Annotated in this window: 21 protein-coding genes; 11 read left to right on the forward strand and 10 right to left on the reverse strand. The window is 55.5% G+C overall.

Annotated features, from left to right (window positions below):
- The first annotated feature begins 49 nt into the window (after nt 1-49).
- Nucleotides 50-1699, forward strand: a complete 1650-nt coding sequence (pgi, locus tag ABLU86_RS21140; protein ID WP_020079879.1) for a glucose-6-phosphate isomerase — start codon at nt 50-52, stop codon at nt 1697-1699.
- 49 nt (nt 1700-1748) lie between these two features.
- Here pgi and ABLU86_RS21145 read toward each other — a convergent pair whose 3' ends face one another.
- From ABLU86_RS21145 to ABLU86_RS21165, 5 genes are all read right to left on the reverse strand, one after another.
- The gene (locus ABLU86_RS21145; RefSeq protein WP_015368780.1) at nt 1749-2228 is read right to left on the reverse strand and encodes an acyltransferase; all 480 of its coding nucleotides are present in this window, start codon (nt 2226-2228) and stop codon (nt 1749-1751) included.
- Nucleotides 2229-2337: 109 nt separating this feature from the next.
- On the reverse strand, nt 2338-2718 hold the full coding sequence (locus ABLU86_RS21150) for a Rid family detoxifying hydrolase (RefSeq protein WP_348796321.1): 381 nt from the start codon (nt 2716-2718) through the stop codon (nt 2338-2340).
- 20 nt (nt 2719-2738) lie between these two features.
- A complete protein-coding gene (locus tag ABLU86_RS21155) occupies nt 2739-3059 on the reverse strand; it encodes an AzlD domain-containing protein (protein WP_015368778.1) in 321 nt (106 codons plus the stop codon).
- Nucleotides 3052-3792: an AzlC family ABC transporter permease gene (locus tag ABLU86_RS21160; RefSeq protein ID WP_100279307.1), complete on the reverse strand. Its 741-nt coding sequence runs from the start codon at nt 3790-3792 to the stop codon at nt 3052-3054. Before ABLU86_RS21160 ends, ABLU86_RS21155 begins: the two co-directional genes overlap by 8 nt.
- Before the next feature lie 83 nt (nt 3793-3875).
- Nucleotides 3876-5153 (reverse strand): L-serine ammonia-lyase, iron-sulfur-dependent, subunit alpha, encoded by a 1278-nt coding sequence (locus ABLU86_RS21165; protein ID WP_348796320.1) that lies wholly within the window; start codon nt 5151-5153, stop codon nt 3876-3878.
- 364 nt (nt 5154-5517) lie between these two features.
- Between ABLU86_RS21165 and psiE the strand changes: the two genes are divergently transcribed.
- Nucleotides 5518-5928, forward strand: a complete 411-nt coding sequence (gene psiE / locus ABLU86_RS21170; RefSeq protein WP_015368775.1) for a phosphate-starvation-inducible protein PsiE — start codon at nt 5518-5520, stop codon at nt 5926-5928.
- A 193-nt stretch (nt 5929-6121) separates the two neighbouring features.
- On the opposite strand, the gene malG is transcribed toward psiE, so the two are convergent.
- The 3 genes from malG to malE form a co-directional block, all read right to left on the reverse strand.
- Nucleotides 6122-7012 carry a maltose ABC transporter permease MalG gene (malG, locus tag ABLU86_RS21175; protein ID WP_015368774.1) on the reverse strand — a complete coding sequence of 297 codons (891 nt, stop codon included), beginning with the start codon at nt 7010-7012 and terminating at the stop codon, nt 6122-6124.
- A 14-nt stretch (nt 7013-7026) separates the two neighbouring features.
- On the reverse strand, nt 7027-8571 hold the full coding sequence (malF, locus tag ABLU86_RS21180) for a maltose ABC transporter permease MalF (protein WP_015368773.1): 1545 nt from the start codon (nt 8569-8571) through the stop codon (nt 7027-7029).
- A 129-nt stretch (nt 8572-8700) separates the two neighbouring features.
- Nucleotides 8701-9891, reverse strand: coding sequence for a maltose/maltodextrin ABC transporter substrate-binding protein MalE (malE, locus tag ABLU86_RS21185; RefSeq protein ID WP_015368772.1), 1191 nt, complete (start codon nt 9889-9891; stop codon nt 8701-8703).
- A gap of 370 nt (nt 9892-10261) precedes the next feature.
- On the opposite strand from malE, the gene malK reads away from it, so the two are divergent.
- From malK to ubiA, 5 genes are all read left to right on the forward strand, one after another.
- Nucleotides 10262-11371 (forward strand): maltose/maltodextrin ABC transporter ATP-binding protein MalK, encoded by a 1110-nt coding sequence (malK, locus tag ABLU86_RS21190; RefSeq protein ID WP_015368770.1) that lies wholly within the window; start codon nt 10262-10264, stop codon nt 11369-11371.
- Between the two features lie 99 nt (nt 11372-11470).
- The gene (locus ABLU86_RS21195) at nt 11471-12769 is read left to right on the forward strand and encodes a maltoporin (RefSeq protein WP_015704036.1); all 1299 of its coding nucleotides are present in this window, start codon (nt 11471-11473) and stop codon (nt 12767-12769) included.
- Nucleotides 12770-12876: 107 nt separating this feature from the next.
- Complete coding sequence (gene malM / locus ABLU86_RS21200) at nt 12877-13815, forward strand: maltose operon protein MalM (protein WP_015704037.1); 939 nt, start codon at nt 12877-12879, stop codon at nt 13813-13815.
- Nucleotides 13816-14003: 188 nt separating this feature from the next.
- The gene (gene ubiC / locus ABLU86_RS21205; protein ID WP_015368767.1) at nt 14004-14501 is read left to right on the forward strand and encodes a chorismate lyase; all 498 of its coding nucleotides are present in this window, start codon (nt 14004-14006) and stop codon (nt 14499-14501) included.
- Between the two features lie 12 nt (nt 14502-14513).
- Nucleotides 14514-15383 carry a 4-hydroxybenzoate octaprenyltransferase gene (ubiA, locus tag ABLU86_RS21210; RefSeq protein ID WP_015368766.1) on the forward strand — a complete coding sequence of 290 codons (870 nt, stop codon included), beginning with the start codon at nt 14514-14516 and terminating at the stop codon, nt 15381-15383.
- 52 nt (nt 15384-15435) lie between these two features.
- Here the strand turns inward: ubiA and plsB are convergent, their stop codons facing one another.
- A complete protein-coding gene (plsB, locus tag ABLU86_RS21215) occupies nt 15436-17859 on the reverse strand; it encodes a glycerol-3-phosphate 1-O-acyltransferase PlsB (RefSeq protein ID WP_015368765.1) in 2424 nt (807 codons plus the stop codon).
- A gap of 130 nt (nt 17860-17989) precedes the next feature.
- Here plsB and ABLU86_RS21220 point away from each other — a divergent pair, with 130 nt between their 5' ends.
- The 4 genes from ABLU86_RS21220 (at nt 17990) to ABLU86_RS21235 (ending at nt 20870) form a co-directional block, all read left to right on the forward strand.
- On the forward strand, nt 17990-18358 hold the full coding sequence (locus tag ABLU86_RS21220; RefSeq protein ID WP_015368764.1) for a diacylglycerol kinase: 369 nt from the start codon (nt 17990-17992) through the stop codon (nt 18356-18358).
- 122 nt (nt 18359-18480) lie between these two features.
- The gene (gene lexA, locus ABLU86_RS21225) at nt 18481-19089 is read left to right on the forward strand and encodes a transcriptional repressor LexA (protein WP_015704040.1); all 609 of its coding nucleotides are present in this window, start codon (nt 18481-18483) and stop codon (nt 19087-19089) included.
- Nucleotides 19090-19159: 70 nt separating this feature from the next.
- Nucleotides 19160-20485: an MATE family efflux transporter DinF gene (gene dinF / locus ABLU86_RS21230; RefSeq protein WP_047037043.1), complete on the forward strand. Its 1326-nt coding sequence runs from the start codon at nt 19160-19162 to the stop codon at nt 20483-20485.
- A gap of 175 nt (nt 20486-20660) precedes the next feature.
- The gene (locus ABLU86_RS21235; protein WP_015704042.1) at nt 20661-20870 is read left to right on the forward strand and encodes a CsbD family protein; all 210 of its coding nucleotides are present in this window, start codon (nt 20661-20663) and stop codon (nt 20868-20870) included.
- 80 nt (nt 20871-20950) lie between these two features.
- Here the strand turns inward: ABLU86_RS21235 and zur are convergent, their stop codons facing one another.
- A complete protein-coding gene (gene zur, locus ABLU86_RS21240) occupies nt 20951-21466 on the reverse strand; it encodes a zinc uptake transcriptional repressor Zur (RefSeq protein ID WP_015368760.1) in 516 nt (171 codons plus the stop codon).
- Nucleotides 21467-21511: the final 45 nt, after the last annotated feature.

The following is a 21511-nucleotide window of genomic DNA, read 5'->3' on the forward strand; positions in this document are numbered from 1 at the left end:
GGCTACAATCGACCGAAGTCACATTTTTCAAATCAGAAGAGTATTGCTAATGAAAAATATCAACCCAACGCAGACCGCTGCATGGCAGGCATTACAGAAACACTTCGATGAAATGAAAGACGTCACTATCAGCGAGCTTTTCGCCAAAGATAGCGATCGTTTCTCTAAATTCTCCGCCACTTTTGACGATCTGATGCTGGTGGACTTCTCCAAGAACCGCATCACTGAAGAGACGCTGTCTAAGCTGCAGGATCTGGCGAAAGAGACCGATCTGGCCGGTGCTATCAAGTCGATGTTCTCCGGTGAAAAAATTAACCGTACCGAAGACCGCGCGGTACTGCACGTCGCGCTGCGCAACCGCAGCAATACGCCAATTGTGGTTGACGGCAAAGATGTGATGCCGGAAGTCAACGCTGTACTAGAGAAGATGAAAGCCTTCTCAGAAGCGATTATCTCTGGTAGCTGGAAAGGCTATACCGGCAAACCGATCACCGACGTGGTGAACATCGGTATTGGTGGTTCAGATCTCGGCCCGTTCATGGTGACCGAAGCGCTGCGCCCGTATAAAAACCACCTCAACATGCACTTCGTTTCTAACGTTGATGGCACCCATATCGCCGAAGTGCTGAAAGCGGTGAATCCGGAAACCACGCTGTTCCTGGTGGCTTCTAAAACCTTCACCACTCAGGAAACCATGACCAACGCCCACAGCGCGCGTGACTGGTTCCTGGCGACCGCGGGCGACGAGAAACACGTGGCGAAACACTTCGCGGCGCTCTCCACCAACGGTAAAGCGGTTGGCGAGTTCGGTATCGATACGGCTAACATGTTTGAGTTCTGGGACTGGGTCGGCGGTCGTTACTCCCTGTGGTCCGCCATCGGTCTGTCTATCATTCTGTCCGTCGGCTTCGACAACTTCGTTCAGCTGCTGTCCGGCGCCCACGCCATGGACAAACACTTCTCTACCACGCCGGCTGAGAAAAACCTGCCGGTACTGCTGGCGCTGATTGGTATCTGGTACAACAATTTCTTCGGCGCCGAAACCGAAGCAATTCTGCCGTACGATCAATACATGCACCGCTTTGCCGCTTACTTCCAGCAGGGCAACATGGAATCCAACGGTAAGTACGTTGACCGTAACGGCAACGTCGTGGATTATCAGACTGGCCCAATCATCTGGGGCGAGCCGGGGACTAACGGTCAGCACGCGTTCTATCAGCTGATCCACCAGGGCACCAAAATGGTACCGTGCGATTTCATCGCCCCGGCTATCACCCATAACCCGCTGTCTGACCACCATCAGAAACTGCTGTCTAACTTCTTCGCTCAGACCGAAGCGCTGGCCTTTGGTAAATCCCGCGAAGTGGTTGAGCAGGAATATCGCGATCAGGGTAAAGATCCGGCTCAGCTTGAGCACGTGGTGCCGTTCAAAGTGTTCGAAGGCAACCGTCCGACCAACTCCATCCTGCTGCGTGAAATTACCCCGTTCAGCCTGGGCGCATTGATTGCGCTGTATGAGCACAAAATCTTCACCCAGGGCGCGATCCTCAACATCTTCACCTTCGATCAGTGGGGCGTTGAGCTGGGTAAACAGCTGGCTAACCGTATCCTGCCGGAACTGAAAGATGGTGCGGACGTCAGCAGCCACGACAGCTCTACCAACGGCCTGATTAACCGTTATAAAGCCTGGCGCGCATAAGCGCTGCGTAATTAAACCTTAATGCCGACCCTCGGGTCGGCATTTTTATTTATAGTCGCCGCAGCAGCCTCGCCGGGTTGCCTGCCCAAACGCCTTTCTCGGTGATGGATTTTGTCACCACGCTCCCGGCGCCGATGACCACGCCATCGCAGATACTCACCGCCAGAATGGTGGCGCCGCTGCCGATAGACACGTCATTGCCGATTTCAATGCGCCCCCAACTGTCGCGGTCGGCATTCGGTTTGCCATCGCGGAACATATCGTTAGCGAACATCACGCCGTGGCCGATAAAACAGCGTTGGCCGATGGTGACGTACTCGCAGATAAAACTGTGGGACTGGATTTTGCTGTCCGCACCGATGCGCGTGTGCCCCTGAATCTCGACGAACGGCCCGACAAAGACGTTATCGTCAAGCTGGCAATCATAAAGGTTGGCGGGCTGGTATATGACCACGTTTTCGCCGCAAATGACGTTGCGAACGCCGGTATCGCGAAGCGTAAAAGGGGGAATATTTGGCTCATTCGACATGCTGCATTCCTCGTTCGGATCTCATCGTATAGTGCCTGCAAAATGAGCAAGGAGGAACGGCGAAAAACGGTGGGGAAGGAGGCTGGAGGTTTTCCCCCCAGCCAGGAGATTAACGAGCGAAGACGATGGCTTCGATTTCGACGCCGGCGTCTTTCGGCAGTCTTGCGACCTCCACGCAGGAGCGTGCCGGAAAGGTGGCCTGATGTTCGGTAAAGAAGGCCTCATAGGCGGCGTTGATGGCGGCAAAATCCTGCAGGTCTTTGACAAACACCGTGGTTTTAACAATCTGCCCGACCGTGAGTCCAGCAGCTTCAACGATGGCTTTCACATTTTCCAGCGATTGCCGCGCCTGTTCGGCGATATCGCTGGGCATGGTGCCGTCCAGCGGATTAATCGGCAGCTGACCGGAGGTGATGGTCATCGCGCCGAGATTGACGCCCTGCACGTACGGGCCGATAGCGGCAGGCGCGTCAGCGGTGGTAATAATCATACGGGTTATCCTTCAAACGGTTACATAAAGTAATTCAACAACACCAGCGAGCCGACGCCGCTCACCACCACCCACACCAGGCCTAAACGGAAGCTGGCGAGCGTGCAGATAATGGCGGCGATCACCTTCGGATTCTTTAAGTCGAACTCCATGCTGGAATTCACGCTAAGGATCTGAATGGTGATAATGGCCGGCAGGACGGTGACCGGGACGAAGCGCAGCGTTTTCGTCACCCGCTCGGACATCTGGATTTTTCCGGCCAGGCCGATAAACGAAAATCGGATCAGGAAGGTCACGGCGGCCATACCCAAAGTCAGGGCGATAAAGTAGCTATTATTCATGTTCCAGCGCCTCCACGAGCGGCATGTCGGATTCGGCCATCGCTGCCTGTTTACGTTCTTCAGCCAGGTCGACGCACAGCCCGGCGAGCACGCCAAGTACTGAGGCGACGACAATACCCAGGGAGTAGGGCAGGATGACCAACAGCACGCCGGAGACGGCGGCCACCACGGCGGCGACGGTACAGGCCTGGCTTTTTATTTGCGGCACCACAATGGCGATAAAGGCGGCGACCATGGCGAAATCCAGACCATACTTTTCAATATTCGGGAATGAGGCGCCGACCAGCGCGCCGAGGAAATCGGCCAGTACCCAAATCGCCCAGAAGGTGATCATCGCCGAGCCATAAAACAGATACTTATCCTGCTTATTGCCCTCCATCTCTTTTACGGTGGTGGCGTACACTTCATCGGTCAGCGCGTAGGACATAAAGCATTTTTTAAAGAACGATGCTTCACGGACGGTACCGGAAATAGAGGCGCTGTACAGTACGTGACGTAGGTTAATTATTAATGTGGTGAATATAATAACCCCGAGCGTGGCGCCGGTTTTAAGCATATTTAATGCCAGCATTTGCGCCGAACCGGCAATAACAATCGCCGACCACGCCGTACTCTGCCAGACGCTCATGCCGGCGCTGACGCTTAATGCGCCGACAATAAATGAAAATGGAAAGTCGCCGATGCACAGCGGCATAATGGCGCTGGCGCCGCGGAAGATGACTTTTTTATTCATCTGCTATACCTGCTAATTTATAAATAATAGTGTGGGTAGGGTAGGTTAATCAGGGCCTGAATGTTCAGGCCCGTTAAATATTATTATTTAGCGGCCATGATGCTGATGATTTCTTTATCGGTGAGGGCCATTGGTTTAATCACCAGGCGACACAGGTTATTAATAGTCTGCTCGACATCGGCGCAGACAATACCGTCATTGGCGCCAGCACAGCTATTTTGCATTGCCATCAGTACTGCCTTAAAGGCGCTGGATACCACAGATGAGACTTTCATCGCACAGCTATTAGAGGCGCCATCACAAATCATGCCGGTAATATCGCTGACCATATTAATAATCGCGGTGTTAATGGTGTTGATGTCGCGAGTAAATAGCCAGGCCATCCCGGCGGCGGCGCCCATGGCGGCGGTTGAGGCCGCGCATAGCGCAGATAAGCGCGTATAACGAGAATGAATTGAGATGGCGGTGAGATGAGAAAGAGACAAAGCGCGCGCCAGGTTCTCTTCATCGGCGCCGAGATGCTCTGCAACCACCACTACCGGCATGGTTGCTGTAATGCCCTGATTGCCTGAGCCGAAGTTAGACATCGCTACCACCGGCGCGCCGCCCATGCGGGCATCTGAAGCGGCGACGGTGTCGATGATCACCTTGCTTAACAGATCGTTGCTCATCAGGCCGTTTTTCACGGCGTCAGCAAAGGTACCGTTAATGTTCAGGCCATATTTTTTGGTTTTGCCTTCTGCCGCCAGCGCGGAGTTTAAGCGCGCGGCTTCGAGAATAAAGCGAATATCATTAAAGTCGGCGCTATTAATAAATTCGTAAGCCTGCTGTAGCGAAAATGTGGGCAGCGTTTCGTGCCGGGCGCTCGCATTCTGTTTTGCGCTTAATGGCTGCTGCTGGCCATTAATATAAAGTTCGACCACGTTGGTGTGGGTTCCTTTCACCACGACGCGACAGTTATTCTCGCCAGCAGAGAGGGTTAAATCGAGATGAATAAAGTCCGGAGTCTCTTCGACGGCAATATCAACGGCATTATTGGCGATCAGTTTCTGCGCCATTTCGACGTGTAGTGGGGTGATATCTTCCAGCGTTTTTAATCCCTTTTGCGGGTTGCCGCCGAATGCGCCAATTGCGGCGGCCAGCGCTACACCGCAAACGGTGGTGCCGGGAATAGTCACGCCCATCGCGTTTTTATAGAGATTGGCGGAAATAAAACCGCTAATTCTGGTGCAAGGCTGATCCAGATATTGTGCGGCGTAGGCGGCAGTGAAGGAAATAGCGACGGGTTCAGTACAACCTAAAGCCGGGGCAACTTCTTGTTTGAGCCATTTTACGTACAGGGAAGCGTTATCGGTATTCATAATGATTTAATGTCCAAAATTAAATTTTATTCAGCTGCGATAATGCTAAGACAAAGGATGAGAAAAATCTTACCCTAATAGCCATATAAATAATGCGGATTAGAGAAAAATTTTATCTTGTGGCAGGTTTTAAGATATAACTGTTTCAAATGGTAAATGTTTTAAATTTCAGTTGGTTATTTGGTTTTGTCCTAAGCGTAACGGATGATTTAGTTAACTTGCTCACAGCATTGTAGGAAGTAAAACTTTCTCTTAGTTGCATTTACCGCGTTGAAGGACCGATGCTGCTCGCAAAGCGAAGTAGATCTGGATCACACTTTTGCGCTATACAGATCAATAACGTTCATGCATTTGAGGTGTCACTATGCCGTCGGTATATCGTCCGCTGGTTAATTTTGTTGCGAAGGCCATGCAGGCCGTGCTCAACCTGGCGCTGCTGTGTCTGGGAATTATTCTGGTGGTGTTCCTGGGAAAGGAGACCCTGCATCTGGCGCACGTGCTGTTTACGCCGGAGCCGGTGAGTAAGTACAAGCTGGTCGAAGGGCTGGTGGTTTATTTTCTCTACTTCGAATTTATCGCGTTGATTGTGAAATACTTTGAGTCCGGTTTTCACTTCCCGCTGCGTTATTTCGTCTATATCGGCATTACGGCGATTGTTCGGCTTATTATCGTCGACCATGAGTCGCCGATGGCGGTGCTGATTTACTCTGCGGCGATCCTTATCCTGGTGATTACCCTGTGGTTGTGTAATTCCAACCGCCTGAAACGGGAATAAAAAAAGCGGCCTCCAGGGCCGCTTGACCGACAATCACAAATGAAATTTATGTAGGGTCCAGTAGAGGATTGCAGTGGCATTTGCCCTACTTTTTCAGGGAGAGGTGGGCTGCCGTACCCGGTTGGGGTCGTGTACCACATCCCACCCTCTCTGAAATTTGGGGCGATAAAACAAGGGTCTAACATGATGAAACTTAACCTTTCACCCCGCCCGCCGTCAGGCCGTTGACCAACCAACGCTGAGCCAGCAGGAAGACGACGGTAATCGGAATCGCCGACAGTACCGCCGCCGCGGCGAAGTCGCCCCACAGGTAGTTCTGCGGATTGAGATACTGCTGCATCCCCACCGCCAGGGTATAGCTGTTCACATCGCGTAGCAGCAACGAGGCCACCGGCACTTCGGTAATCGCGGCGATGAACGACAGAATAAACACGACCGCCAGAATCGGCACCGACAGCGGCAGCAGCACCAGGCGGAAGGCCTGCCACGGAGTGGCGCCATCCAGCGCGGCCGCTTCTTCCAGTGAACCATCGATAGTTTCGAAGTAGCCCTTAATCGTCCAGACGTGCAGCGCGATGCCGCCCATATAGGCGAAGATCACCCCGCCGTGAGTGTTGAGGCCGACGAAAGGCAGATACTGACCGAGGCGGTCGAACAACGCATACAGCGCCACTAACGACAGTACCGCCGGGAACATCTGGAAAATCAACATCCCTTTGAGCAGCGTCGCTTTACCCGGGAAGCGCATACGGGCGAAAGCGTAAGCGCAGGTGGTGGAGAGGGCGACGATGCCGATCGCAGTAATCCCGGCCACCTTAATTGAGTTCCACAGCCACAGCAGGACCGGGAATGGCGGCGGCGTTACCCGGCCATCGGCGTGTTCGACGCTGAAGCCTAATGCCAGACGCCAGTGCTCCCAGGAGATGGTATCCGGGATCAGGCTGCCGGTCGCGAAGTTGCCTTCGCGCAGCGAGATAGCGATAACCATCAGCAGCGGGAACATAATCGCGGCGATAAAAATCAGCAGCAGGAGATGCGTGGTAAATAAACGTAGCTTCTGCGATTTGGGTTGGACCATAGCCATTATCGTTATCTCCCTTAATCAAACTTCATGCGCGTGGCTTTCAGATTCACAATCGCTAACGCCCCAACCAGCAGGAAGATAAGCGTGGCGATAGCCGCCGCCAGGCCGAAGTCCTGACCGCCGCCGCCTTCAAAGGCGATGCGATAGGTGTAGCTCACCAGCAGGTCGGTATAACCGGCCGGCGTGGTGGTGCCGAGACGGTCCGGGCCACCGTTGGTTAACAGTTGAATCAGCACGAAGTTGTTAAAGTTAAAGGCGAAGCTGGCGATCATCAGCGGCGTGAGCGGCTTGATCAGCAGCGGTAGCGTAATTTTAAAGAAGTTCTGGAACGGGCCCGCGCCATCCATCGCCGACGCCTCGTACAGATCGTCCGGAATCGCCTTCAGCAGTCCCATGCACAGGATCATCATGTACGGGTAGCCCAGCCAGGTGTTGACGATGATGATCATCGTGCGCGCGGTGGTTGGGTCGCTAAACCAGGCCGGTTTAATGCCGAACAGCGCGCTCAGCATCATGTTGATTTCACCAAAGCTCTGGTTAAACAGCCCCTTGAAAATCAGTATTGAGATAAATGACGGCACCGCATACGGCAGAATCAACAGCACGCGGTAAATCGCTTTGCCCTTCAACGCTTCCCACTGCACCAGGCAGGCCAGCACCATTCCCACGGCGACGGTCAAAATCACCGTCAGCACCGAGAACACCACGGTCCAGACGAAAATGGCGAAGAACGGCTTCTGGATCCCTTCATCCTGGAAAACGCGGGTGAAGTTATCCCAGCCGATGGTGACGGTATAACCCGGGCTCAGCTTCTCATTGCCCCAGCTGCCGTCGGCATTGATGGATTGATAAAAGCCGATGTCGGCGTTGGGGCGGTATTTCACGCCGCTTTGGTTGTTGGTGAGCGTGCCGTCGTTAGCCAGTGCGTACAGCGGCTGGGTGCCGGAAAACTGGCGCAGTGAACTCATAATCACTTTGCTTTCATCCGGCAGCACGGCGGTCAGTTGGTTCAGCGCGGCGCGGTTCTGGGTGATTACGCGTAAATTCGCGCGTTCGCCTTGCGGCAGGGCATCGGCTTCTTTTAACGCCAGCTTCTGCTCGCCGCCAAATTTAAAGGCTTCAGAGAGATAATTTTTACCGCTTTCACCGTCTGTCAGCGCCAGCTGCCACTCATCGCCTGCCGGGTAGAGTGAGAAGTTATAGGCTTTGCCGGCCTGGAAAGAACGATCCATCAGTACCTGTTGGGCGCGTTCGAAGGTGAGCTGGTTGGTGCTGCTGTAGTTGGTGAAGGCGATGGCAATGGTGCAGATCAGCGGGAACAGAACAAACAGCCCCATCCCGGCGAGACCCGGATAAACATAGCGCCAGGCGTAAGCCTTGCGATTGGAAAAGATATACAGGCCAACTGAGCTTAAAATCAGCGTCATGATGGCGAACAGGTACTCCCCCTGGGCGTACATTAAAACAACAAGGTAACCCACCAACAGGCACAGCAAACCAATCACAGACCATGTGAGTTGCGGGCTTTGCCACCAGTGTTTCTTTTTAACGGCATCCATGGGGATCATCCTCTACAACGTTAAATATCTGTCGACAAGAGTGCCTGATGGCGCTGTGCTTATCCGGCCTACAAAGCGTGTAGGCCGGATAAGGCATTTATGCCGCCATCCGGCACGTGTGCGACGGTATTACTTGGTGATACGGCCCTGTGCATCCTTCAGCGCGGCATCGACGGTCTGACGGCCGCTTGCGGCGTTGATAACCGCGGTACGGACGGCATACCAGAACGCCGACATCTGCGGGATGTTCGGCATGATTTCGCCTTTCTGGGCGTTAGCCATGGTGGCGGCGATACGCGGGTCTTTCTCCAGCTTCTCCTGGAAGGATTTCAGCGCCACGGCGCCCAGCGGTTTATCGTTATTCACCGCTTCCAGGCCCGGATCGGTCATCAGGTAGTTTTCGAGGAACTCTTTCGCCAGTTCTTTATTCGGACTGGCGGCGTTAATCCCGGCGCTCAGTACGCCAACGAACGGTTTAGACGGTTTGCCTTTGAAGGTCGGCAGCAGAGTGACGCCGTAGTTAACCTTGCTCTTGTCGATGTTAGACCACGCCCACGGACCGTTGATGGTCATCGCGGTTTCGCCTTTGTTGAATGCCGCTTCCGCGATGGAGTAGTCGGTGTCGGCGTTCATGTGTTTATTTTTGATGAGGTCGACCAGGAAGGTCAGACCGGCTTTTGCCCCGGCGCTATCGACGCCGACGTTTTTCACGTCGTATTTGCCGTTTTCAAACTTAAACGCGTATCCACCATCGGCGGCGATCAGCGGCCAGGTGAAGTACGGTTCTTGCAGGTTGAACATCAGCGCGCTCTTACCTTTCGCCTTCAGCGCTTTATCCAGCGCCGGGATCTCTTCCCAGGTTTTCGGCGGGTTCGGGACCAGGTCTTTGTTATAAATCAGCGATAAGGCTTCCACCGCCACCGGGTAAGCGATCAGTTTGCCGTTGTAACGTACGGCATCCCAGGTGAACGGATAGAGCTTGTCCTGGAACGCTTTATCCGGGGTGATTTCCGCCAGCAGACCGGACTGCGCGTAGCCGCCAAAGCGGTCATGCGCCCAGAAGATGATATCCGGGCCGTCGCCGGTCGCTGCAACCTGCGGGAACTTCTCTTCCAGCTTATCCGGATGTTCTACGGAAACTTTAATGCCGGTATCTTTTTCGAACTTTTTACCCACTTCAGCGAGGCCGTTATAGCCTTTATCGCCGTTAATCCAGATAACCAGCTTACCTTCTTCAATTTTTGCGAGGGCAGAGGCGGAAAACATCATCGTCGTCAATGCAGACAGCGCGAGGATGCGAGCGCCAGTTTTGATTTTCATATACCCGTCCTATTTGGTGATGTGCTCGTGGATACACTTGAGTGGTTTAACGCTGATGAGTTTCCTTTTTTAACAACCTCTTTCCATCCTCCCTATGTCTACGCCCCGCCCGCCGTTTATGTGATCCGTATTGCAGAAATGCCGGTAATGGGCCCTGGAGCACATAAAAAAGCCACCGTTTTTGTCGCTTCGATCACGAAATGACCTTTTGCCGGGAACTTCCGGCGGCGAGAGGCAATTTCTCATCCTCCCGTCTCCTCCCCCATCAAAAACCCGGGGGGTGGAGGATTTGCCAACGTAATGAATGCCGCATAGTCAGCCCATCTTGAATGTGTCTTTAAGTGACAGGTTGTAACGAAGGGAGAAGGGCATGGCGAGCGTACAGCTACGAAATGTAACGAAAGCCTGGGGCGACGTGGTGGTATCTAAAGATATCAATCTCGAGATCCAGGATGGGGAGTTCGTCGTGTTTGTAGGACCGTCGGGCTGCGGCAAATCCACCCTGCTGCGTATGATTGCCGGACTGGAAACGGTCACCAGCGGCGATCTGTTTATTGGCGATACCCGAATGAACGATGTGCCGCCCGCCGAGCGCGGCATCGGCATGGTATTCCAGTCTTATGCGCTCTATCCCCACCTTTCCGTTGCCGAAAATATGTCTTTTGGCCTGAAACTGGCCGGGGCGAAAAAAGAGGTGATTAACCAGCGCGTGACTCAGGTCGCCGAAGTGTTGCAGCTGGCGCACCTGTTGGAGCGTAAGCCGAAAGCGCTCTCCGGCGGCCAGCGTCAGCGTGTAGCCATCGGCCGTACCCTGGTCGCCGAGCCGCGGGTTTTCCTGCTTGATGAACCCCTGTCCAACCTCGATGCCGCGCTGCGCGTGCAGATGCGTATCGAAATCTCCCGTCTGCATAAGCGCCTTGGTCGCACGATGATTTACGTCACCCACGATCAGGTGGAAGCCATGACCCTGGCCGACAAAATCGTCGTGCTGGATGCCGGCCGCGTCGCGCAGGTCGGGAAACCGCTGGAACTCTATCACTATCCGGCAGACCGCTTCGTCGCGGGCTTTATTGGCTCGCCGAAGATGAACTTCCTGCCGGTCAAAGTCACCGCGACCGCCATTGAACAGGTACAGGTCGAACTACCGAACCGCCAGCAGGTCTGGCTGCCGGTAGACAGCGCCCACGTTCAGGTCGGCGCCAATATGTCTTTGGGCATCCGCCCGGAACACCTGCTGCCGAGCGACATCGCCGATGTCACCCTTGAGGGCGAAGTGCAGGTGGTCGAACAGCTTGGTCACGAAACGCAAATTCATATCCAGATCCCCGCCATCCGTCAGAACCTGGTGTACCGCCAGAATGACGTGGTGTTGGTAGAAGAGGGAGCCACATTCGCCATCGGTTTGCCGCCGGAGCGCTGCCATTTATTCCGTGAGGATGGCACCGCTTGTCGTCGGTTGCATAAAGAGCCAGGCGTATAAGGTTCCCCATTAAAAGAAGACGCGAACCCAGCGCGCAGCCAACCATGCGGCGGCCGACGGGGAAGTGTTCAAAGAAAAGCAATGATCTCAGGAGATAGAATGATGATTACTCTGCGCAAACTTCCACTGGCGGTAGCCGTTGCGGCGGGCGTGATGTCTGCCCAGGCGCTGGCTGTCGATTTCCACGGCTACGCGCGTTCCGGTATTGGCTGGACCGGCAGCGGCGGCGAACAGCAGTGCTTCCAGGCCACTGGCGCTCAAAGTAAATACCGTCTCGGTAACGAATGTGAAACTTACGCTGAACTGAAACTGGGCCAGGAAGTGTGGAAAGAGGGCGATAAGAGCTTCTACTTCGATACCAACGTTGCCTACTCGGTATCGCAGCAGAACGACTGGGAATCTACCAGCCCGGCCTTCCGTGAAGTTAACGTGCAGGGTAAAAACCTGATCGACTGGCTGCCGGGTTCAACCCTGTGGGCCGGTAAGCGCTTCTATCAGCGTCATGACGTTCACATGATCGACTTCTACTACTGGGATATATCCGGTCCTGGCGCCGGTATCGAAAACATCGATCTGGGCTTCGGTAAACTCTCTCTGGCCGCCACTCGTTCTTCTGAATCCGGCGGCTCGGCAACCTATGCTGACCGCGATCCGCTGACTGGCGAACGCGTTTATGATCATCTGGTACCGAACGACGTCTTCGATGTGCGTTTAGCGCAGATGGAAACCAACCCAGGCGGTACGCTGGAGCTGGGCGTGGACTATGGTCACACCAACGTGCCGGATGACTACTACCTGCAGCCGGATGCATCAAAAGATGGCTGGATGTTCACCGCTGAACATACCCAGAGCATCCTGAAAGGCTACAACAAATTTGTTCTGCAGTACGCGACCGACGCCATGACCTCCAACGGCAAAGGCGTACCGCAGGGCGGCAGCATTAATAACGATGGTTCCATGTGGCGTGTGCTTGACCACGGCGCGGTCTCTCTGGCGGACGATTGGGACATGATGTACGTCGCCATGTACCAGGACGTCAACCTGGACAACAACAACGGTACCAAATGGTGGACCGTCGGCGTACGTCCTATGTACAAGTGGACGCCGATCATGAGCACCCTGCTGGAAGTCGGCTACGACAATGTCAAATCGCAGAAAACCGGCGACAGCAACAACCAGTACAAAATCACCCTGGCGCAACAGTGGCAGGCGGGCGACAGCATCTGGTCCCGTCCGGCAATTCGTCTGTTCGCCACCTACGCGAAGTGGGATGAGAAGTGGGGTTACACCGATAGCGGCGTCGCCATGCGCGATACCTCTGGTACCGGCATCAACACTTCCAGCCGCGGCGACGACGATGAGTGGACCTTCGGCGCCCAGATGGAAATCTGGTGGTAATGCAATCCGCATCATGATGAGTAAAAGAGGGGCAGCAGCCCCTCTGTTTTCGGCCCAGCGCGCTATTGCCTGGCTAACGCTCGGCCATAGGAATTGAGGTGATAACAATGAATATGAAGAAAAGTCTCGTTGCCCTCTGCCTGTCCGCCGGCCTGCTGGCCAGCGTACCCGCAGTCAGTTTTGCTGATGTCAATTTCGTGCCGCAGAATACCTCTGCCGCGCCGTCAATCCCGGCCTCCTCGCTGCAGCAGTTGACCTGGACGCCGGTCGATCAATCGAAAACCCAAACCTCTAAAGTGGCGGTCGCCGGTCAAACGCTGAATGTCCCCGGTATCGCCGGGCCGGTGGTGGCCTATAGCGTACCGGCCAATATCGGCGAGTTAACTCTGACGTTGACCAGCGAAGTCGACAAACAGACTAGCGTCTACGCGCCAAATGTCCTGATCCTCGATCAGAGCATGACGCCGTCCGCCTTCTTCCCGAGCAGCTATTTCACTTATCTGGAGCCGGGCGTGATGAGCGCCGACCGCCTGGAAGGGGTAATGCGCCTGACGCCGGCGCTGGGACAGCAGAAAATTTATGTGCTGGTGTTTACCACTCCGCAGGATCTGCAGCAGACCACCAAATTAATCGACCCGGCGAAAGCCTACGCGAAAGGCACCGGTAACGCGGTGCCGGACATTCCGGATCCGATCGCTAAACATACCACTGACGGCACCTTGAGCCTGAAGGTGAAAACGTCTTCGAGTTCCAGCGTGCTGGTGGGCCCGCTGTTCGGCTCCTCCGGCCCAGGCCCGGTGACCGTCGGTAATACCGCCGCGCCGGTCTATAACGCCCCGGCCGCTGCGCCGGTAGCCGCGCCAGCCCCAGCAGCCAAAAGCGAACCGATGCTTGACGATACCGAAACCTACTTCAACAACGGTATTAAGCAGGCGGTGAAGCAAGGTGATATCGACAAAGCCCTGAAATTGATGAACGAAGCTGAACGCCTCGGCTCGAAATCTGCTCGTTCCACCTTTATCAGCAGTGTAAAAGGCAAGGGGTGACCGTCTCCCCACAATGCTGATGTTTAGGCACAGCCTTTAGGTGCGTCCGCCTGGACGCACTTTTTTTTCTCGCGCAGCGGCAACTGTTGCATGCCTGTTGCGCGGATGATCGTATATTGACGTTTGCCCGCCCTCAAAACGCTATTCTGCGATACAATGCCTGCACGTTTTGTACCGGAGAATCAGGCATGCCACATCCTGCGCTTACGCAACTGCGTGCGCTGCGCTATTTTGCCGCCATACCCGAGCTGGACGCGCCGCTGCGCGACTGGCTGTTGCTGGAAGACTCAATGACCAAACGCTTTGAGCAACAAGGGAAAAAGGTCACCGTGACCATGATTAACGAAGGTTTCGTCGGGCGCGACGCGCTGGCGGGCGAAGAAGCCCTGCTGCCGGAAGATGCGCGGTATTGGCTGCGGGAGATCATTCTTTGCGCCGATGGCGAACCCTGGCTTGCCGGTCGTACTCTCGTGCCGGAATCGACGCTATGCGGCCCGGAATTAGCCCTGCAGCAGTTGGGGCAGACGCCGCTGGGTCGGTATCTGTTTACGTCGTCGACGTTAACCCGTGATTTTATTGAGATTGGCCGTAGTGCACAGCTGTGGGGGCGACGTTCCCGTCTCCGGCTGAGCGGCAAACCGCTGCTGCTGACAGAGCTTTTTCTGCCTGCATCGCCATTGTATTAAGAGGAAGAGAAAATGGAGTGGAGTCTGACGCAGAATAAGCTGTTGGCGTTTCACCGCCTGATGCGTACTGACAAACCAATCGGCGCGCTATTGCTGCTGTGGCCGACGCTGTGGGCGTTATGGGTGGCTTCACCCGGGGTACCGCCGCTGTGGATTCTGGCGGTATTTGTCGCTGGCGTCTGGTTGATGCGCGCCGCCGGCTGCGTCGTGAATGACTATGCCGACCGTAAATTTGATGGTCACGTTAAGCGTACGGCTCGCCGGCCGTTACCAAGCGGCGAGGTCACGGAAAAAGAAGCGCGCATATTATTCGCGGTGCTTGTGGGGCTCTCCTTCCTGTTGGTGCTGACGCTCAATACCATGACCATCCTGCTGTCGGTCGCGGCGCTGGCGCTGGCCTGGGTCTACCCCTTTATGAAGCGCTACACCCATCTGCCGCAGGTGGTGCTGGGCGCGGCCTTTGGTTGGTCGATCCCGATGGCGTTCTCGGCGGTAAGTGAAGCGCTGCCGCTCAGCTGCTGGCTGATGTTCCTCGCCAATATTCTGTGGGCGGTAGCCTACGACACCCAGTACGCGATGGTCGATCGCGACGATGATGTCAAAATCGGCATTAAGTCGACGGCGATTCTGTTCGGCGAAAACGATCGTTTGATTATCGGTATTCTGCAGGTTGCCGTGCTGGTATTGATGGGGGCTGTAGGCTGGCTGAATGGGCTGAACTGGGCGTTTTACTGGTCGCTGTTTATCGCGGCAGGACTGTTTGTCTGGCAGCAGAAACTTATCTTCAAGCGCGAACGCGATAACTGCTTCAAAGCGTTTATGAATAATAACTACGTTGGGCTGGTGCTGTTTCTCGGTCTGGCGATGAGTTACCTGCAGTAAATCCTTCTGTTCCCCGACTCGCGCCGCGAGCCGGGGAACAGAAGCCGCAACGTTATGCGTCGTCCTGAGCGGCGCTTTCAATCGTCAAACGTACATCCGACGTAATCAAATCCGCCAGCATCTGGTAGACCTTCAGGGTCTCTGCCGGCTCGGCATCGCCAGTATCGCTGATGTAGCCTTCGTCACGCAGGGTCAGCACGAGGGTACTGAACACCGCCTTATCGAAGAACTCCGGCGCATTGATACCATGCAGTACCGACAGACGCTGCGCCATGGTGCGGCTTTCTTTCTCCAGCGTACTGCGGTTGATGGACGGGTTGGCGCTCAGCAGCCAGAAGGTAATCGCGTAGCGCTGTAACGTCTCACGCGCGCCGGCGGCCAGCAGCTGCAGGGAACGAGAGTGAGCCGGATTGACGCTCATCTCATCGCCATTCAGCACCACCAGCCCCTGACGCTGCATCTCTGCCATCAGCGCATCGATAACGCCCGCCAGTTCTTCTTTTTCCCAGCGCAGGAACAGTTCGGCTTTCAGGAACGGATAGAACATCTCGACATGACGCAGCACTTCGCTACGGGAGATGCGGCGATGCTGGGTCACGATAGCGGCCAGCAGCGATGGCATCACCAGCATATGGGCGATGTTGTTGCGATAGTAGGTCATCAGCACCGCCTGCTCGCGCGGCAGGATGATGATATCGCCGATGGTGTCTTTCTCGACTTCGAACTTGTTCATCTGCAGCGCGTGGTCGATAAGCTCGCTGGCGGAAGCCGTCGGCGCGGTCGAATCGGTGGAGTACGGCACGTTACGCAGCAGGTCGAGGTAGCAATCCAACTGTTGGGTTAGCTGCTCACGGGTCAAAGAACGCTGACGTGACGCCAGAAGCGCCGTACAGCACAGGTTCATGGCGTTAGCTGCCCCGGCATTGTTGATGCGCACCATCAGGTCGGCGGCGATATTATTCACCGTCGGCGTCAGCCAGGAAGGGCGGACGGCTTCGATAGGATCGATGGCTTCGCGCCATTCCGGCACGTGCTGATTGAGATAGGTCATCAGCGGCAGCGGTTCACCGAAGTTAACGTAGCCCTGGCCAAGATTACGCAGCTTACTGAGGCCGCGCATCATCTGCGGCAGGCTCTCTTTTTCTTTTGTCGCGCCGCGCAGCTCTTTGGCGTAGGTACCCACTTCCATCACGTGCTCGTAGCCGATATAAATCGGCACCAGCGTGATGGGGCGGCTACCGCCGCGCAGCATCGCCTGGATAGTCATCGACAGGGTGCCGGTTTTCGGATCCAGCAGACGGCCGGTACGGGAACGCCCGCCTTCGACAAAGTATTCCACCGAATAACCACGGCTGAACAGCTCGCCAAGATATTCGCGGAATACCGTGGAATAGAGCTTGTTGCCCTTAAAGGTACGACGAATAAAGAAAGCGCCCAGGCGGCGGAAAATCGGCCCAGCCGGCCAGAAGTTGAGGTTTATGCCGGCAGCGATATGCGGCGGCACCAGACCCTGATGATAGAGCACATAGGAGAGCAGCAGGTAGTCCATGTGACTACGGTGACAAGGCACATAGACAATCTCATGGCCGTCATGCGCCAGCTGGCGTACGCGCTCGGCATTGTGCACGTTAATCCCCTGGTACAGACGGTTCCAGGTAAAGCCCAGAATACGGTCAGTCAGGCGGATCATTTCATAAGAGAAGTTAGCGGCAATCTCTTCCATCAGCGCAATGGCGTTCTGCTGGGCCTTCTCGTGAGAAATCTTCTTGCTGCGCGCTTCATCTTCTACCGCGCGGGCGATAGCTTTCGACGCCAGCAGCTTGTTGAAGAGATCCTGGCGGGCAGGGAGGCGCGGGCCGACGGCGGCCAGACGTTGACGGGCGAAGTGCATACGCGCCACGCGGGCCAGCTTCTGGGCGATGATTTTATCGGTCCCGTGCTCATCCGCCATGCGGCGCAGAGAGACCGACGGCGAGAAACGCACGAAGCTATCGCGGCCAAGCCAGGAGACGGCGAAGAATTTCTGAATACCGTTAAGCATCCGCAGCGGCGGATTCTCTTCGCCTTTTTCACGACCCGGCGCGCGGCCGAACATGACCGACACCGGTACCATTTGCACGTCGAGGTCGGGATGATTACGGTGCAGATCCAGGTAGTCGTGGAACAGCTTGATGGACTCTTCTTTCGGCGTGTAGTAGGTAAACACGCGCGGGCCGCCGTGGATGAAAACGTAGCGCGGCAGCAGTGTGCCGTCGATTTCCAGCGGTTCAAAAGGGTCGGGTAAGTCATGCGCCAGGCACTGGGCGCGCAGGGTCAGCAGGTCCGCCTTGGAGTTATAAGGCAAGACGTACATTATCGGACGCGAGGTATCGAGCCCTAATTCCTGAGCAGGTTCTGCCGGAATAGACTTGCTTTTTACCAGCACCCGTAATGGTAAATTCAGTAATTTATAGTAAATTCGTTGCCAGCCGGACATAAACGATGTGAAGCCTCTGGTTAATCATGCAAATGCGCGGCAAGAATAACAGAAAGCGTACAAAATTTCCGTTGTCACACGGCAAACACGTACACTCAGCGACGTCATTTACATTAAAAGGTTCTTTTTGATGGCCAATAATACCACTGGGTTAACCAGAATCATTAAAGCAGCAGGTTATTCCTGGAAAGGTTTCCGCGCGGCATGGGTTAATGAAGCCGCTTTCCGTCAGGAAGGGGTCGCCGCTATTGTGGCCGTGGCGATAGCCTGCTGGCTGGATGTCGATGTCATTACGCGAGTCCTGCTTATTGGCTCGGTCCTGTTAGTGATGATAGTCGAAATACTTAATAGCGCGATTGAAGCGGTGGTTGATCGTATCGGGCCTGAGCATCATGAGCTTTCCGGGCGCGCCAAGGATATGGGGTCGGCAGCGGTGCTGCTGGCGATAATCATCGCGCTGATCACCTGGGCCATGCTGCTGTGGTCGCATTACCGCTAAGTCTTGTCGGCAACGCTCGCAAAACGGAAAGAATCTCCTGATTTTTATATGATATGTGGTTCCAAAATCACCATTAGCTGTATATACTCACAGCATAACTGTATATACACCCAGGGGGCGGAATGAAAGCGTTAACGACCAGGCAGCAAGAGGTGTTTGATCTCATCCGGGATCACATCAGCCAAACGGGCATGCCGCCGACGCGTGCGGAAATTGCTCAGCGCTTGGGGTTCCGTTCCCCAAACGCGGCGGAAGAACACCTCAAAGCGCTGGCGCGTAAAGGCGCGATTGAAATCGTCTCCGGCGCTTCCCGCGGCATTCGTCTGCTGACGGAAGAAGAACATGGCCTGCCGCTGATTGGCCGCGTCGCCGCCGGCGAGCCGCTGCTGGCGCAGCAGCATATTGAAGGTCACTACCAGGTTGACCCGGCGATGTTTAAACCGAATGCCGACTTCCTGCTGCGCGTAAGCGGGATGTCGATGAAAGACATCGGTATCCTCGACGGCGATCTGCTGGCGGTGCATAAAACTCAGGACGTGCGTAACGGCCAGGTCGTCGTCGCGCGTATCGATGAAGAAGTCACCGTAAAACGTCTGAAAAAGCAGGGCAACGTCGTTGAACTGCTGCCGGAAAACAGCGAGTTTTCCCCGATCGTCGTCGATCTGCGCCAGCAGAGCTTCACCATTGAAGGTCTGGCCGTCGGCGTGATCCGTAACGGTGAGTGGCTGTAACTCCCGTCCTAACGCAGCGTCATCATGATGCATGACGCTGCGATGTTCCTCCTCTGTCTGGTCCCTCTTCATGCTGCTCAACGCCGCCGATAAAGCACTGTGGCGCCTCGCGCTACCGATGATTTTCTCGAACATTACCGTTCCGCTGTTGGGGCTGGTCGATACCGCCGTTGTCGGCCATCTTGATAGCCCCGTATACCTTGGTGGCGTCGCCGTCGGCGCAACGGCCACCAGTTTCCTCTTTATGCTGCTGTTGTTCCTGCGAATGAGCACCACTGGCTTAACCGCTCAGGCCTACGGCGCCAAAGATCCGCAGCGGCTGGCGCGCGCTCTGGTGCAACCGCTGATCCTGGCGCTGGCCGCCGGGCTGCTCATTGTTCTGTTCCGCATGCCGCTCATTGACCTCGCGCTACATATCGTCGGCGGGAGCGAGGCGGTACTGGAGCAGGCCAGACGGTTCCTCGAAATTCGCTGGCTCAGCGCCCCGGCGTCGTTAGCTAACCTGGTGCTGTTAGGGTGGCTGCTTGGCGTCCAGTACGCTCGCGCCCCGGTGATCCTGTTGGTGGTCGGTAACTTGCTGAATATCGTGCTCGATCTGTGGCTGGTAATGGGGCTGCATATGAACGTGCAGGGGGCGGCACTGGCGACGGCGCTGTCGGAATACGCTACCTTTATCATCGGCCTGCTGATGGCGAAACGGGTGCTGGCGCTGCGCGGCGTGACGCTTGCCATGTTGAAGGAAGCCTGGCGCGGCAATATGCGGCGCCTGCTGGCGCTTAATCGCGACATCATGCTGCGTTCGCTGCTACTGCAGCTCTGTTTTGGCGCCATCACCGTCTTCGGCGCCCGTCTGGGCAGCGACGTGGTGGCGGTCAATGCGGTACTGATGACCATGCTGACCTTTACCGCTTACGCGCTGGACGGTTTTGCCTATGCCGTCGAAGCCCATTCCGGACAGGCTTACGGCGCGCGTGACGGTAGCCAACTGCTGGAAGTCTGGCGCGCGGCCTGTCGGCAGTCGGGAATGGTCGCGCTGGCGTTCGCGTTAATCTACAGCGTGGCCGGTGAGCATATCATCGCGCTATTGACCTCTATCCCATCATTGCAGCAGCTGGCCGACCGCTATCTGTTCTGGCAGATGATCCTGCCGGTGATTGGCGTCTGGTGTTATCTGCTGGATGGCATGTTTATCGGCGCGACGCGCGGCGCGGAGATGCGTAATAGCATGGCGGTAGCCGCTGCGGGGTTTGCGGTGATGTTGCTCTCTGTGCCCGTGCTCGGCAATCACGGCCTGTGGCTGGCGCTGGCCGTGTTCCTGGCTTTGCGTGGGCTTTCGCTGGCGCTCATCTGGCGCCGCCACTGGCAGCGTGGCACCTGGTTTAACTCACCCTCCTGAATGTAAAAAGCCCGGCTCAGCGTAGCGCGAGCCGGGAAAATCCCCCCAGCGTTTTCAATCGACCTGATGGTTAAAAATTCCGAATAACGAATCGGTGCCAGCATTGTCATCTATAGTTATTACCATGTCCGGAACAAAACGGGCTGTTAACCCACCGAATGATGAGGACGTAATGATGAATAAAGACGAAATCAGCGGTAACTGGAAACAGTTGAAAGGTAAAGCCAAGGAACAGTGGGGTAAGCTGACCGATGACGATATGACGGTCATCGAAGGGAAGCGCGACCAGTTGGTCGGTAAAATTCAGGAACGCTACGGCTATGCCAAAGATCAGGCCGAAAAAGAGGTGTCTGACTGGGAGCGTAAGAACGATACGCGCTGGTAGCGAACGCGGTTTTGACCCCCTGTTTATGCCTGTCTAACGGCATAGTGATATGCCGTAGCTTCCCGCTGATGTCGCCCGACTCAGCGGGCTTTCTTTTTAATCTGGATGGTATGATCGTGATGGCAGTGTTCGCGAGTACTGCAGGCTTCGACTTCCACGCAGGCCGCGCACAGGCCATGCGCTTCAATCACATTATGCCGTAGAGCGAAGCCCATTCTGGCCGCCAGCGTATGCATAATATCTTCTACGCCTTCCGCACACTCTTCTTTGACCACGCCGCAGCGATCGCAGATAAACATCGCCGAACTGTGGGTTGGCTGATCGAAAAGGTGGCACAGCACATAGCTGTTGGTCGATTCAACTTTGTGCACAAAACCTTGCTCCAGCAGAAACTCCAGCGCGCGATAGACCGTCGGCGGCTTCGCCTGCGGCTCTTTTTCACGCAGCAGATCCAGCAGATCGTAGGCGCTAATCGCCCCTTGCTGCAGGCTCATCAGACGCAACACTTCCAGACGCTGCGGGGTCAGGCGTACGCCACGTTGCACGCAAAGCTTTTCAGCCTGCGCTAACATTTCTTGCGAAGTGGTGTTATCCATGAGCATCCTCTGGTTGCGTGATGTTGAAACTGTTACTTTATCACG

Source organism: Klebsiella sp. JN_Kp121, assembly GCF_040062145.1.
GTDB classification, from domain to species: domain Bacteria; phylum Pseudomonadota; class Gammaproteobacteria; order Enterobacterales; family Enterobacteriaceae; genus Klebsiella; species Klebsiella aerogenes.